At 68.4% G+C, this 14,037-nt stretch carries 9 protein-coding genes; 1 reads left to right on the top strand and 8 read right to left on the bottom strand.

From position 1 onward, the window contains the following. Positions 1-275: 275 nt before the first annotated feature. The 8 genes from AC1DKV_RS09250 to AC1DKV_RS09215 form a co-directional block, all read right to left on the bottom strand. Complete coding sequence (locus AC1DKV_RS09250; protein WP_441614887.1) at positions 276-734, bottom strand: nitrate reductase associated protein; 459 nt, start codon at positions 732-734, stop codon at positions 276-278. 45 nt (positions 735-779) lie between these two features. Then, on the bottom strand, positions 780-5,033 hold the full coding sequence (locus AC1DKV_RS09245; protein ID WP_441614885.1) for a bifunctional nitrate reductase/sulfite reductase flavoprotein subunit alpha: 4,254 nt from the start codon (positions 5,031-5,033) through the stop codon (positions 780-782). A 406-nt stretch (positions 5,034-5,439) separates the two neighbouring features. Beyond that, on the bottom strand, positions 5,440-6,420 hold the full coding sequence (locus tag AC1DKV_RS09240) for a 4-hydroxythreonine-4-phosphate dehydrogenase PdxA (RefSeq protein WP_441614883.1): 981 nt from the start codon (positions 6,418-6,420) through the stop codon (positions 5,440-5,442). A gap of 2 nt (positions 6,421-6,422) precedes the next feature. After that, on the bottom strand, positions 6,423-7,394 hold the full coding sequence (locus AC1DKV_RS09235; RefSeq protein ID WP_441614881.1) for a Bug family tripartite tricarboxylate transporter substrate binding protein: 972 nt from the start codon (positions 7,392-7,394) through the stop codon (positions 6,423-6,425). A 100-nt stretch (positions 7,395-7,494) separates the two neighbouring features. Further along, entirely contained in the window at positions 7,495-8,484 is a 990-nt protein-coding gene (locus AC1DKV_RS09230; RefSeq protein WP_441649672.1) for a LysR family transcriptional regulator, read from the bottom strand. Between the two features lie 62 nt (positions 8,485-8,546). Beyond that, on the bottom strand, positions 8,547-10,325 hold the full coding sequence (gene ppk1, locus AC1DKV_RS09225) for a polyphosphate kinase 1 (RefSeq protein ID WP_477137595.1): 1,779 nt from the start codon (positions 10,323-10,325) through the stop codon (positions 8,547-8,549). A gap of 391 nt (positions 10,326-10,716) precedes the next feature. Beyond that, positions 10,717-11,829, bottom strand: coding sequence for an alkene reductase (locus AC1DKV_RS09220; RefSeq protein ID WP_441614875.1), 1,113 nt, complete (start codon positions 11,827-11,829; stop codon positions 10,717-10,719). A gap of 440 nt (positions 11,830-12,269) precedes the next feature. Next, entirely contained in the window at positions 12,270-13,175 is a 906-nt protein-coding gene (locus AC1DKV_RS09215; protein WP_441614873.1) for a LysR family transcriptional regulator, read from the bottom strand. Between the two features lie 196 nt (positions 13,176-13,371). Here AC1DKV_RS09215 and AC1DKV_RS09210 point away from each other — a divergent pair, with 196 nt between their 5' ends. Continuing rightward, positions 13,372-14,016 (top strand): glutathione S-transferase family protein, encoded by a 645-nt coding sequence (locus AC1DKV_RS09210; RefSeq protein ID WP_441614871.1) that lies wholly within the window; start codon positions 13,372-13,374, stop codon positions 14,014-14,016. Positions 14,017-14,037: the final 21 nt, after the last annotated feature.

Below are 14,037 nucleotides of genomic sequence, written 5' to 3'. Positions count from 1 at the left end.
GCAGCGGCACGTATCGGCGATGTATCGGCCGGAGGGGATTGTTGTAACCCAGTGTCCGCGCGGCGGTGGTGGATACACGAGGGTACAGGGCGGACCCGCGCCGAACCACCGCGCCGAACCACCGCGCCGAGCCGCCGGTGGTCTATCCGGCACGAAATGCTGGCCCGGGAAGCCACGGCGCGCATCGGCCTGCCTGGCTGCACCGAGCGGGCCCTGGACGGAGTCCGACTGGCCCGCGCGCGGCCTCGGCTCCCCGGTTGCAACGGCCCGGATGGTCAGGCAAGCAGGCCGAACTCGCGCAGCGCGGGCACGAAGTTCGCATTCTCATGGCCGCCCCGCGTGAGCTTGAGCAGGGCGAATCGCTGCAGCGAGGTCAGGCCCTGCCAGCAGACGCGCCCGCCCAGCATGATTGCCAGCGCATCGGCCCTGGCACGGATCGGCGCGGGGATGTCGCTGGTTACCTTCCACAGCGGATAGTCGTCGACCGCCACCGGCGAGGGCTGCTCACCGATGGCGAGCAGCGCGTCGCAGACGTAGTCCCGATAGGTCGCGATCTCCGCCTGGGTCCTTGCCGGCATGGCGGCAAGGTCCGCGCGCGTGGCGTGATCGAAGCGGTTCCAGGCGCGCAGCGACAGCTTGATCCCGCACAGGTCGAGGTTGAAGCGAACGATCATCGGGACGCATCGCAGCGTGGCGACGAAGTCGGCTTCGAATGCGAAGAATGGGCCGCTCATGTCTTTGGTCTCCTCTTGTCCGTGGGCGCGTTTGCTGCCGGCGCGTCAGTAGACGTCCCTGACATAGCGCTTGCCGGCGGACATTGCCGTCACGTAGTCGCCGGCGGCTTCCTGGCTCAGGCCGCCATGCACCTGCACGACGTCCCTCAGGGCCGCGTCCACGTCCTTGGCCATGCGGCTGGCGTCGCCGCATACGTAGAAATGCGCACCCGCCTCGAGCCATGCCCATAGCTGCGCGCCCTGTTCGCGCATGCGGTCCTGCACGTAGATCTTGTCGGCCTGGTCGCGCGAGAAGGCGAGATCGAGGCGCGTCAGCAGGCCCTTGTCGCGCATGGTCTCCAGCTCGTCGCGGTAGTAGAAGTCGCTGGCGGCGTGCTGCTCGCCGAAGAACAGCCAGTTGCGGCCGCGGTCGCCACGCGCGAGCCGTTCGTGCAGGAAGCCGCGGAATGGCGCGACGCCGGTGCCCGGCCCGACCATGATCATGGGCGTGTCGCCGCTGCGCGGCGGGCGGAAGTGCGCGGATTTCTGCACGAACACCGGCACGCTGACACCGTCAGCGCGGTCGGCCAGGAAGGTGGACGACACGCCTTTGCGCTGGCGCCGTCCGTTGTGGTAGCGCACGGCGGCCACGGTCAGGTGCACTTCGCCGGCATGGGCCCTGGGGCTGGAGGCGATGGAGTACAGGCGCGGCTGCAAGCGCTTGAGCGTGCCCAGCAGCTCGGCCGCGCTGAGTTGCGCCGGGTATTCGTGCAGCACGTCGGCCAGCTGCTGGCCCCATAGCCACTGTTTGAGGTCGTCCTTGCGCGATGCGGCCAGCAGCGACTTCAGGCCCGGGTTGGTGCTGCGCGCGGCGATCATGGCGAGTGCGTCGGGGCCCGGACGGGCGATCTCGAAATGCTTGCCGAGCGCATCGGCCAGGCGCATCTCGCCCAGTCCCGGCACCGTCACCGCGGTGTCGGCGCGCAACTGGCTCACGGCGAGCAGTTCGTCCACCAGCCCGGGGCAGTTGCTCGGCCATACGCCAAGTGCGTCGCCGGCTTCGTACTCCAGCCCCGAATCGCCCACGTCGAGCGCGAAGTAGCGCGTGTCCTTGTTGCCGCCCTGCCGGTTCAGGCGCAGGTTCTGCAGCAGCCGCGAGGGCGCCGGGCTGGCCTTGGTGGGGACGGTGCCGGGAATCACGGCGGGAATCATGCCTTCGGGCGGGGTGGCGTGCAGCGCGGCGTGCTCCGCCTTGATGCGCGCCGTCACGTTATCCAGCCATGCGTCGGCGGTGGCCTGGAAGTCGCTGTCGCAGTCGACCCGTTCCAGCAGCGCACGCGCTCCCAGTTGCGCGAAGCGCGCATCGAGCTTGCGGCCGTGGCCACAGAACTGGTCGTAGCTGCTGTCGCCGAAGGCCAGCACGGCGTAGCGCAGGTGCTCCAGGCGCGGCGCGAGGTCCGCCGCCAGCGCTTGCCAGAAACCCTGGCCGTTGTCGGGCGCATCGCCGTCGCCGAAGGTGCTGCTCATCAGTAGCAGGTACTGCGTCTTGGCCAGGGAGGCGAGCTTGTAGTCGGCCATGCAGGCGCTACGGATCTCGAAGCCGGATTCCATCAGCGCGGTGGCGTAGCGCTCGGTCAGCGACTCGACATTGCCGGTCTGCGAGGCCCACAGCAGCGTGACCACGGGGCGCGCGCCGACGATCTTGATGGCGGGCTCGGCCACCCCGGTCGGGGAGGTCCCGGTGGCCGGCGCGGCCGGTGCGCCAGGCACGGCCGCGGGCACGGCGTTGCCGGCATCGGCGCGGCAGAACATGCCGGCCAGCAGGCCGTTGAGCCAAAGCCGTTTTTCAGGGGCCACCGGTGCGCTGGCGGGCAGCATCGGCGCGGCCTGGCCCGACGCGCCGCCGGCCAGGCGCAGGCCGCCAACGAAGCCGGCCAGGTAGAGGCGCTCCGCGTCGCCGAGCACGGGTGCGCTGGCGGCGGGGAGGTCGAGCAGGGCGGCGAATGCGTCGATGCGGGTCATTTCGGATTCCGTGGTCATGCTGTCAGGCTGGGCTGGCGCGTGCCGGGCTGCTTGGACTGCTTGGGCTGCTTGAGCTGATTGGGGCGTGGCGTGCTCTTGCGGCGCATCCTGCCCGGCTTGCGCGGGCACGTCGGCGACGCGGCTGAGTGCCACCGCGCAGAACTTGAGCTCGGGCTGCCGGGAGATCGGGTCGACCGCATCGCTGGTCACGGCGTTGATGCACAGCTCGTCGCCATAGGCGTCGTTCCAGTGCATCGGTGCAAAGCAGTTGCCGGCGCGCACGCGTTCGGTCACCACCGCCGGGAGCACGGCGCGGCCGCGGCGCGAGCGGATCTCGACGCGGTCTTTGTCGCGCACGCCGAGCGCCTGCGCGTCTTCCGGATGGATTTCGACGAACGGCCCGGGATTGAGCTTGTTGAGCATCGCCACCTTGCCGGTCTTGGTCATGGTGTGCCACTGATGCTGCAGGCGGCCGGTATTGAGCACGATCGGGTATTCGCGGTCGGGCATCTCGGCGGGATCGGCATGCGGACGCGCGAAGAACACGCCTTTGCCTTGAGGCGTGGCGAACCACAGGCGCGGAGGTTCGCCGCCGGCGGGCGTCATCGGCGCCTGATGCGTGCCGTCGTTGAGGTAGCGCAGCGGATTGCGATCCGGTCCGTGCGCGCTGGAGCAGGGCCACTGCAAAGGCGTCTCGCGCAGGCGCAGATGGCTGGCGCCGCGCAGGTCGTAGCCGGTCTTGGGATTGTCGAAGCCAGTGATCTCGTCGAAGACCTCCGCCGCGCTGCGATAGCCGAAGGCGTCGGCATAGCCCATCTCGCAGGCCACCCGCGCGATGATCTGCCAGTCGGGCAGCGCCTCGCCGGGCGGGGCGATGGCCTGCTGCATCAGCGTCATATTGCGTTCGGAGTTGATCATCACGCCTTCGGCCTCGGCCCACAGCGCGCCCGGCAGCAGCACGTCGGCGTAGCGGTTGGTCTCCGTGTCGAGGAAGGCGTCCTGGGCAATCACCAGCTCGGCTGCCTGCAGCCCCGCGATCACGTTGGCGCGGTTGGCCACGGTGGCGACCGGATTGGTGCAGATGATCCAGCAGGCCTTGATGTCGCCGGCGGCCATGCGCGCGAACATGTCGACGGTGCCGCCGCCCAGTCGCGTGTGCAGGGTGCCCCCGGGCACGCCCCAGCGCTGTTCCGTGAATGCGCGGTCCTCCTCCACCAGCACCGAGCGCTGGCCCGGCAGGCCAGGACCCATGTAGCCCATCTCCCGGCCACCCATGGCGTTGGGCTGGCCGGTCAGCGAGAACGGCCCGCTGCCGGGGCGGCAGATCTTGCCGGTGGCCAGGTGCAGGTTGCAGATGGCGTTGGTGTTCCAGGTGCCGTGGGTGCTCTGGTTCAGGCCCATGGTCCAGCAGCTCATCCACTCGGGCGCATCGCCGATCCACTCGGCGGCCTGGCGCACCTGGGCGGCGGGGATGCCGGTGATCTCCTCCACGCGCTCGGGCGTGTAGTCGTCCAGGAAGGCCGGCATGGCCTCCCAGCCTTCGGTGAATTCGGCGATGAAGGCGGGATCGGTCTTGCCGTTCCTGTGCAGCAGGTGGAGCAGGCCGTTGAGCAGGGCCAGGTCGGTGCCCGGCTTGATCTGGAGATACAGGCCGGCCTTGTCGGCGGTGGCATTGCGGCGCGGGTCCACCACGATCAGCCGCGCACCGGCCTTGACGCGGTCCATCATGCGCAGGAACAGGATCGGGTGGCAGTCGGCCATGTTGGCGCCGCTCACGAAGAACAGGTCGGCGCGGTCGAAATCCTGGTAGGAACCGGGCGGACCGTCGGCGCCCAGTGACAGCTTGTAGCCGCTGCCGGCGCTGGCCATGCACAGGCGCGAATTCGACTCGATGTTGTTGGTGCCGACGAAGCCTTTGGCAAGCTTGTTGATGAGGTACTGCGCCTCGATCGACATCTGCCCGGACACATAGAACGACAGCGCATCCGGGCCGTGCGTATCGAGGATGGCCCGCAGCCTGCGGGCGGTGTCGGAAATGGCCTGCGCCATCGGCAGCGGCACCGGGTCCTGCTTGCGCTGGCGGCGCACGAAGGCATGCTCCAGCCGGCCGGACTTGCGCAGCGCCACGTGGGCGGACGAGCCCTTGGTGCACAGGCGGCCGAAGTTGGTGGGATGCTCCTTGTCGCCGGAGATCTTCACCACCTGCTCGTTTTCCACGTGCAGGGTCATGCCACAGCCGACGCCGCAATACGGGCAGACAGTGTTGACGGTGCGGGCGTTGCCGCTGGCGGTGCTCATGCGCAGGTTTCCAAAAAAAAGCGCCCTGCCGGTGCAGTCGAAAGACTGAACAGGCAGGGCGCCGTTGCCCAAGCTCGTGCTGATGCTACGAATGCAGTGAATTCATCGAGGGACCGGCATTGATCCCGTGCTGAAGAGGTCTACGCAAGTAGCGCGCCAGGTGTTGGGCGGTGCTTTTGGCGCGGCGCGGTGCGCGAATGCACAAAACCGGTGCTTACTGGGGCCGGTTTTGTGCATTGCGGGAGCGGCGGGCGTTGCGATCGGCCCGGCGTGAGGCGCCGGACCCCGGCGCGGGTGGCGCCGGCTCATCGTGGCAGTGGCCGCAGGGTCATCCCGGGTCCTCCCGGGCAGGGAGCGCGGCAGGCGGTGGCCGGGCAAGCGGCCGGATCCTGCGCGGCGCGAAGCGCTAGGCGGCCCGCCCGGCGCGGTGGCTGAGACCCATGCGGCAGGCCAGGTCGAAGGCATTGGTCATGGCGTCGGCCGTGGCCGCGCCCCGGCCGACGATATCGTAGGCGGTGCCGTGGGCCGGCGTGGTGACCGGGATCGGCAGGCCGCCCTCCACCGTGACGCCCACCTCGAAACCCAGCAGCTTGGTCGCGATCTGGCCCTGGTCGTGATACATGGTGACGATGCCGTCCAGATGGCCGTTGCGCGCGCGCACGAAGATGGTGTCGGCGGGATAGGGGCCTTCGGCGTGATAGCCGGCGGCGCGGGCCTGTTCGATGCCGGGCGCAATGATGTCGCCTTCCTCGCTGCCGTAGTTGCCGTTGTCGCCGTTGTGCGGGTTGAGGCCGCACACGCCGATGCGCGGCGCGGCGTTGCCGGAAGCCTTGAGGGCGTCGGTGAGCATGCGGATGGCGCCGTCGATGCCGCCGGGCGTGAGCAGCGACGAGACCGCCTTGAGCGGTACATGTGAGGTCACCCGCGCGGTCCAGAGCTTGTCGAGCACATTGAATTCACCGCAGCGGCCCTGGTAGTCCAGCAGCCTGGCGAACCAGCGCATCTCGTCTTCCTCTTGCATGCCGCCCAGGCGCAGCGCGCCCTTGTTGAGCGGGCCGAAGCACAGCGCGTCCGCCTGGCCGGCGGTGACCATGCGCGCGCCCAGCGTCAGCGCCTCCAGCATGAAGGCGCCATTGTCGCGGGCGGCCACGCCGGCGGCGAAAGTGGCGTTCATGCCGGGCCAGTCGACGATCTCCAGCCAGGGAGCCGCCTGCGGCACGGGCACGCCGGCCGCGCGGGCGCCGGCTTCCAGCGCGGCGCGGCTGGCGATCAGCGCCACCTGCGCGCGCCCGGGCAGCGCGGGATCGGCGAGCAGCCGCGCGGTGATCTCGGGGCCGATGCCGGCGGGGTCGCCGATAAAGAGTGCAATGCGGGGCAGGGCTGCCATGTTCAATCCATCCTGATGTTCTGTTCGCGGATCAGCTTGCCGAAGCGGTCGTAGTCCGCCTTCTGCAGCTGGATGAACTGCTCGCGCGTGAGCGTGCCGGGATCGCCGCCGAGGCCGCGCAGCTTGCTTTGCACCTCGGGCAGCTTCAGCGCGGTATTGAACTCGCGCGTGAGGCGATCGAGCGCGGGCGCCGGCGTCTGGCGCGGCGCGTAGAAGGCATACCAGGTGCTCATGTCCGCGCCCTTGATGCCGATCTCCTGCAAGGTGGGCACGTCGGGCAGCGCGGCCGAGCGCCTGGGCGTGGTCACCGCCAGCGCGCGCAGCTTGCCGGAGCGGATATGCGGCATGGCCGACGACGACGTATCCAGCATGATCTGCACCTGCCCGGCCATCAGGTCCACGTGGGCCTGCGAGCTGCCCTTGTACGGCACATGGACCATCTGCGTGCCGGTGGCCTTCATGAACAGTTCGGCCGCCATGTGCTGCACGCTGCCGATGCCAGAACTGGCGTAGCTGAACTTGCCGGGCTGCGCTTTGATCTGGGCGACCAGCGACGCCACGCTGTCGGCCTGCACCTGCGGCGCCACCAGCAGCACATGCGGGACCACCAGCGCCAGGCCGATCGGGGTCAGGTCCTTGAGCGGGTCGAAGGACAGGCGCATGAGCTGCGGCGCGATCACCTGTGGCGAGTTGGTCGCTGCCAGCAGGGTGTAGCCGTCGGCGGGCGCCTTCGCGGTCAGGTCCGCGGCGATGGTGTTGGCCGCGCCGGGGCGGTTGTCCACCAGCATGGGCTGCCCGAGCGGGCCGCCCATTTTCTCGGCAAACAGCCGGGCCACGATATCGGTGCCGCCGCCCGGCGGGGCGCCGACGTTGATGCGGATGGGCTTGTCGGGAAAGGCAGCGTGCGCGTGCGCGCAGAGCCCGAGCAACGTGCCGGCGGCCGCGGCGCGCCAGCGTGCGCGAAGTGCTTGCATGGGGTGTCTCCTGGTCGCGCACCGGCGTGGGCACGCGTATTTTTTGACTGCGATGGTGTGTGCTGTCCCGCACTATGCCGCGCCGGGGCGGCAGCGGCCATCAGTCTTTCGCCGTTGCTGCGTTCACATTTGGTGAATCCGCGGACGAAGCTGCCGCCGACCCCGCCGTCAGGACCGGGATCAGCGCGCGTGCCGCCGAAGACAGCTCGGCGTGCGGCTGGTGGCACAGCACGAAGCGGCGGCAGGCCCAGGCCTCGTCGATGGCGATATGCCGGAAGGTCTTGCCGCGCGCGAACATGGTTGCCACGTGGGCGGGCATGATGCCGATGCCGATCTCGCCCGCGATCATGGCGATCATGCTGTCGAAGCTGCCCACGCGGATGCGCATGCGCAGCGGCCGGCTGGCGGCCACGGCCAGGCGGCCGAGCGTGATGGAGATCGAGGCGCCCTCGGTGAGGCCGATCACTTCATGCGCCAGCAGGTCGTCGATGGCAACCTTGCGCGATCCGGCCAGCGGGTGCGCGTGATGCGCCACCAGCACCAGGCGGTCTTCGCGGTAAGGCAGCGATGGCAGGGCGACCGGCCCGACCGTGCTTTCATAGACCCCCACGTCCGCCAGGCCGCGCTTGACCGCCTGGATCACGCCCACGCTGTTGAGCTCCTGCAGGTCGACCTTGATGTCGGGCCACGCCGCGTGGCAGCGGCCGAGATCGGCGGGCAGGAACTGCACCACGGCCGAGGTGCAGGCGGCGATACGGATCACGCCGCGGTCGCCGTGCAGGAAGGCGGCGGCATCGTCCTGCATGCGGTCGACGGCGTGGATCAGGCTGCGCGCGTGCGCCAGCATGGCGCGGCCCGCATCGGTCAGCGCCATGCCGTGCGGGCGGCGCTCGAACAGGGGCAGGCCGAGTTGCGCCTCCAGTTCGCGGATACGGCGCGATGCCGCGGCCGGGACCAGGCACAACTGCTCGGCGGCGCGCGTGATGCCGCCGCTTTCCGCAGTGGCAATGAACAGCCGCATGGTGGTCAGGTCGAAGCGCAGGCTGGCCGCGGTGCGGGCGGCCTGCCGGGCGGCGGCAGAGGCGGGCATTGAAGTTGTGGCGGGCGTGGCGGGTGCGGCAGGCGATGCGGGTAAGGCGGGCACGGCCGATGCTATGCCAGCTCGGCAAGCAGCGCGCACTGGGCCGAGACTTGCCGGCGGCCGCGGCGGCGCCGGTAGTTGCCATCCGCTTCCAGTTCCCAGGTGTCGCGGTTGTCCTTGAGGTAGCGCTTGAGCCCTTCTTCGATCACGCGCTTTTTCAGGGCCTTGTCCAGGATCGGGAAGCAGATCTCGATGCGGCGGAAGAAATCGCGCTCCATCCAGTCGGCGCTGGACAGGCGCACGTCTTCGGCCTTGTCGTTGTAGAAGTAGAAGATCCGCTCGTGCTCGAGGAAGCGCCCGAGCACCGAGCGCACGCGGATATTCTCCGACATCCCCGGCACGCCGGGCCGCAGCGCGCAGGCGCCGCGCACGATCAGCTCGATGCGCACGCCGTCGCAGGACGCCTGGTACAGCGCCTGGATGATCTTCGGCTCCAGCAGTGCGTTCATCTTGGCGATGATGAAGCCCTTGCGGCCCGCCTTGGCGTGCTTGGCTTCGCGGCGGATCGCCTCGAGCAGCGACGTGTGCATGGTGAACGGCGCCTGCCAGAGATGGGCCAGCGTGCCGGGATGGCCCAGTCCGGTCAGTTGCGAGAACACGTTGGCCACGTCGCAGGCGATGCTTTCCTTGCAGGTAAACAGGCCGATGTCAGTGAAGTTGCGCGCAGTCTGCGAGTGATAGTTGCCGGTGGACAGATGCACATAGCGGCGCAGCTTTTCGCCTTCGCGCCGCACCACCATCGCCATCTTGGCATGGGCCTTGTAGCCCACCACCCCATACACTACGTGCGCGCCGGCTTCCTCGAGCTGGGCGGCCCAGTTCATGTTGGCCTCTTCGTCGAAGCGCGCCAGCAGCTCCACCACCACGCTGACTTCCTTGCCGCGGCGTGCGGCGCCGATCAGCGCGTCGAGCAGCGCCGAGTCGTTGCCGGCCCGGTACACCGTCTGCTTGATCGCCATGACATCCGGGTCTTCCGCCGCCTGGCGGATGAAATCCACCACGGGCATGAACGACTGGAAGGGGTGGTGCAGCAGGATATCGCCATCGCGGATGGCGCGGAATATGTCGGTCTGGTCTTGCAGGGCCTTCGGCAGTCCGGCCCGGCACTGCGGGTACTTCAGGTCATCGCGGGCGACGCTGTCCGGCACCGGCATCAGCCGCACCAGGTTGACCGGGCCGTTGACGGAGAAGACTTCGGTGTCCTCGAGCCCGAATTGCTTCTGCAGGAACCGCGTCATCTCGTCGGAGCAGTTGTCCGCCACTTCGAGTCGCACGGCATCGCCATAGTGCCGCTGCGGCAACTCGCCCTGCAGCGCATCGCGCAGGTTCTTGATTTCGTCCTCGTCGACGAACAGGTCGCTGTTGCGGGTGACGCGGAACTGGTAGCAGCCGCGCACGCGCATGCCCGGAAACAGCTCGCACACATGGGCATGCAGGATCGACGACAGGAACACGAAGCCATGCTCGCAGCCGGAGATCTCGCTCGGCAGCAGGATGACGCGGGGCAGCGCCCGCGGCGCCTGCACGATCGCCGATCCGGCCTCGCGGCCGAAGGCATCCTTGCCATCCAGTTCCACGGCGAAATTCAGGCTCTTGTTGAGCACGCGCGGGAACGGGTGCGCCGGATCGAGGCCGATCGGCGTCAGCATCGGCATCAGCTCGCGGAAGAAGAAGTCCCGGATGTACTCGGCTTGCGGCCCGGTCCACTCCGGGCGCCGCAGGAAGCGGATGCCCTCGGTGGCCAGTTCCGGGATCAGGACCTCGTTGAACAGCCGGTATTGTTCGGCCACCAGCTGCCTGGAACAGCACGCGCCGGTTGAATTCCAGCTGGCTGGCGACACGATTGAGGAAGGATTGCCGGGCGTCGGCGCTGGCAAGGAAATCCGCCGGAGTGCCATTAGAATCACTCTGCGGCAAGGGGAGGGACGGGGCGTTCTGGAGTGGGACACCCGAGCCTTCTGCCATATTCGACTTCAATCCTGTTCTGGTGAGGATCGCCGCCGGGGGGCGACCAGATGGATCATAGTACCCCGTCGCGCGGCGCTTGAGGAGGCTTTGCGGCGGCAGCGCAACTAAAGTGTCATGTCTTTGTGTTAAAAGGCGCCCGCTCCCGGGCCCGCGCCGCCCGTCGGGCCGCGCGCGGCAGACCCGGTGCGGGCGCGTTTCGGCCTCCAGCCCCGCTCAGCCGAGCGCCGGATAGTCAAGGTAACCCGCCGACGTCCCGCCGAAGAACGATGCCGCATCAGGCGCATTGAGGGGATGGTTTCCCTTCAGGCGCGCCGGGAGATCCGGGTTGGCGAGAAAGGGCCGCCCGAAAGCGATGAGGTCGGCACGCCCGTCGGCAATGGCCTGCTCCGCGCTGGCGCCGTCGTAGCCGCCGGCGAGCATCAGTACGCCGTCGTAATCGTTGCGCAGGGCCTGGATGATGGCATCCCAGCGCGGGTCGAAGTTCTCATCCTTCACCACCCCGACCATGGCCGGCTCCACCAGATGCAGGTACGCCAGGCTGCGCTCGCTGAGCCGGCGCACGATATGGCCGTAGGTTGCTTCCGGCGTTTCGTCGCCCATGCCCATGAAGCGGCCCATGGGCGTCAGGCGCACGGCAACCCGGCCGGCGCCGACTTCTTCGCTGATGGCGTCCACGACTTCCAGCAACAGGCGCGCGCGGTTCTCGATGCTGCCGCCATAGCCGTCGTTGCGCTGGTTGCTGTTCGAGTTGATGAACTGGTCGAGCAGGTAGCCATTCCCTGCGTGGATCTCCACGCCGTCCATGCCGGCGGCGATGGCGTTGCGGGCTGCCTGGCGATAGTCAGCCACGATCTGCCTGATCCCTTCGGTGGTCAGTTCCTGCGGCACGGGCACGTCGCCCCAGACGCCATTGCCGTGCTCGTCGACGATGAATGTCTTGCCGGGGACCGGCAGCGCGCTCGGGGCGACCGGCAACGCGCCACCGGGCTGGAACACCGGGTGCGAGACCCGTCCGACGTGCCAGAGCTGGAGGAACATCTTGCCGCCTTCGGCATGCACGGCCTCGCTCACCTTGCGCCAGCCTTCGACCTGTTCCTGGCTGTAGATGCCGGGTGTCCAGGCATAGCCTTGCCCTTGCTGCGAGATCTGGGCCGCCTCGGAAATGATGAGGGCGGCCGAGGCGCGCTGCCGGTAGTACTCGGCATTCATCGCAGTGGGCACATTGCCGGGTTGCCCGGCGCGCGAGCGGGTAAGCGGCGCCATCGCGACGCGGTGTGCCAGCGAGATATTGCCCACGGAAATCGGCGTAAAGAGATGCTTGTTCAAGATAAGGCTCCTTCGATCAAGGATTTGGAGAGAATCGCATTGCGTTTTGTTTTTTGTTTTTTGGGTATTGCGCATTGCGCACTGCGCACTGCGCACTGCGTATTGCGTATTGCGGTGTCACTAAGGTAGGCCCTTGGGCGGCTGCGCGGAATGGGAGCGCCGCGCAACTCAGCGTTGCGCCGGGAGCAAGGCCGCGACTGGCGCTCGAAGCGATGCGGGTGCCGCAGACCGGCGCTGCCGCGGCGCGGCAAACGAAAAGCGGCCTCCTTGCGCGGGAGGCCGGCACGCGCTGGCCACGGCGGCAAGTCAGCGCCGTCGTGCCGTTGCCTTATGCACCGGGGCCCTTCGGCAAGGCCTCGATATCCGTCTTGGACGGTGCGGGGGGTGAAGGCGTGTCCCGGTGGCAAGCGTGGCGCTTGCCGTCGAATTCGGGACCTGCCTCAGCGGTGTTCGAGGTATCCGCGCAGCGCGTCGATAAACGCCATGACCTTCGGGGGCGGGTGGCTGGTCGGCGGGAAGATGGCCTGGATACCCGCGGCCTCGGTCTCCCAGTCCGGCAGAAGACGCACAAGGCGCCCGGCCTGCACATCCTCCCGCACCGAGAAGTCCGTGAGCAGGCCGAAGCCGCCGCCGGCGAGCACGGCCGCGCGGCACGCGTGGGCCGTGTTGGCCATCAGCAGGTTGGTGCAGCGCAGGGTCTGCTGTTGCTGCTGGCCATTGCGCAGGGTCAGCGAATGGGGTCTTGGCAAGATCGACAACGCCACGCAGGGCAGGCCGGCCAGGTCGAGCGGGGAGCGTGGCTGTCCCCACGCCTTCACGAAGCCGGGACTGGCCACCAGCCATTTGACGAAGCTGCCGAGCCTGACGGCCCGGTGGTTCGAATCCTGCAGGCGGCCAAGCCGGATGGCAACGTCGACACGTTCCGCGATCAGGTCCACATAGCGGTCGTTGCAGGCCAGTTCGATCTCCAGCGCGGGCTGGGCCGCGCGCAGGGCAACCAGCGCCGGCGCGACGACCAGCGAGCCGTAGTCGATCGGCGCGCTCACGCGCAGGGCGCCGCGCAGGGGGCCGGTGCGTCCCGCCGCGTCCGCGATGGCGCTCTCGGCGGTGGCGATGATCTGCCGGCACGCCTGGTAGAAGGCCTTGCCGGAGTCCGTCACGCTCAGGCGCCGCGTGGTCCGGTGCAGCAGGCTCGCCCCGATCTCGGCCTCCAGGCGCTGCATATGGCTGCTGACCACTGTCTTGGCCAGCCCGAGGCGCTCGGCCGCCGAAGTCATCGAGCCGGTCTCGACCACGGCGACGAAGATGGCGAGGCGATTCAGGTTGACGTGCTGGAGATCGGTCATGTTCCACTCTGCCGGCACCGCGGCGGGATCCGGGGTGCGCTGTCCGCTGGGGTTGAATTGTCCTGTCCAGAAGGACTATGTTTCCGCGATTATCTATCTTCCGGCGGCCAATCCCAAGGGGTAGGCTCTGCTTTCGCGCTAACCCGTCCCGTCCGCGCCCGCCGTCCAGGGCGCTCCAACCCAAGCAAAGACACAGATGCCAACCAAGACCAAGCCTGTTGCGCCGATCCGGCTGTACACCACCCGCCTCTCGGGCCATGGACACCGGGTTCGCCTTTTCCTGACCTTGCTCGACCTGCCGTTCGAGGTCACCGAGATCGACATGAAAGCAAAGGACAACCGCCGCCCGGAATTCCTCGCCATCAGCCCTTTCGGCCAGGTACCGGCGATCCAGGATGGCGATACGGTCCTGTATGACTCGAATGCGATCCTGGTGTACCTGGCAAGGCGCTATGGCGATGCGGCGTGGCTGCCCGAAGACGAGCTTGGCGCCGCCGCGGTGCAGCGCTGGTTTTCGCTTGCCGCGGGGCAGATCGCCTATGGCCCCTGCGCCGCCCGCCTGGTGACCGTGTTCGGGGCGCCGCTGGACCATGAAGCGGCCAGGAAGATCGCGGTCAACCTGTTCGAAGTGATCGAAGCCGGGTTCGCCACCAGCCCGTTCGCCATTGGCTCGGTGCCCACCGTCGCGGACATCGCCGCCTACACCTATATCGCCCATGCCCCGGAAGGCGGCGTGTCGCTCGAGCCTTATCCGAACCTGCGCGCATGGCTGCGCCGCATCGAGGCATTGCCCCGCTTCGCCGGCATGCCCGTGACCAAGGCCGGCTTGCTGGCCGGATAAGGCTGCCGCGCTGGCTGCCTG

The sequence above is a fragment of the Cupriavidus sp. 05T41 genome, assembly GCF_056396525.1.
Note: the sequence above shows the minus strand (reverse complement) of the source record. Positions and strands in the feature narration are given on the sequence as shown.

What these genes read in the sequence shown, in the direction of transcription:
- AC1DKV_RS09250 (WP_441614887.1), bottom strand. Translation starts at nt 734, where the DNA reads ATGAGCGGCCCATTCTTCGCATTCGAAGCCGACTTCGTCGCCACGCTG.
- AC1DKV_RS09235 (WP_441614881.1), bottom strand. Translation starts at nt 7,394, where the DNA reads ATGCAAGCACTTCGCGCACGCTGGCGCGCCGCGGCCGCCGGCACGTTG.
- AC1DKV_RS09245 (WP_441614885.1), bottom strand. Translation starts at nt 5,033, where the DNA reads ATGAGCACCGCCAGCGGCAACGCCCGCACCGTCAACACTGTCTGCCCG.
- AC1DKV_RS09215 (WP_441614873.1), bottom strand. Translation starts at nt 13,175, where the DNA reads ATGACCGATCTCCAGCACGTCAACCTGAATCGCCTCGCCATCTTCGTC.
- AC1DKV_RS09210 (WP_441614871.1), top strand. Translation starts at nt 13,372, where the DNA reads ATGCCAACCAAGACCAAGCCTGTTGCGCCGATCCGGCTGTACACCACC.
- AC1DKV_RS09240 (WP_441614883.1), bottom strand. Translation starts at nt 6,420, where the DNA reads ATGGCAGCCCTGCCCCGCATTGCACTCTTTATCGGCGACCCCGCCGGC.
- AC1DKV_RS09230 (WP_441649672.1), bottom strand. Translation starts at nt 8,484, where the DNA reads ATGCCCGCCTCTGCCGCCGCCCGGCAGGCCGCCCGCACCGCGGCCAGC.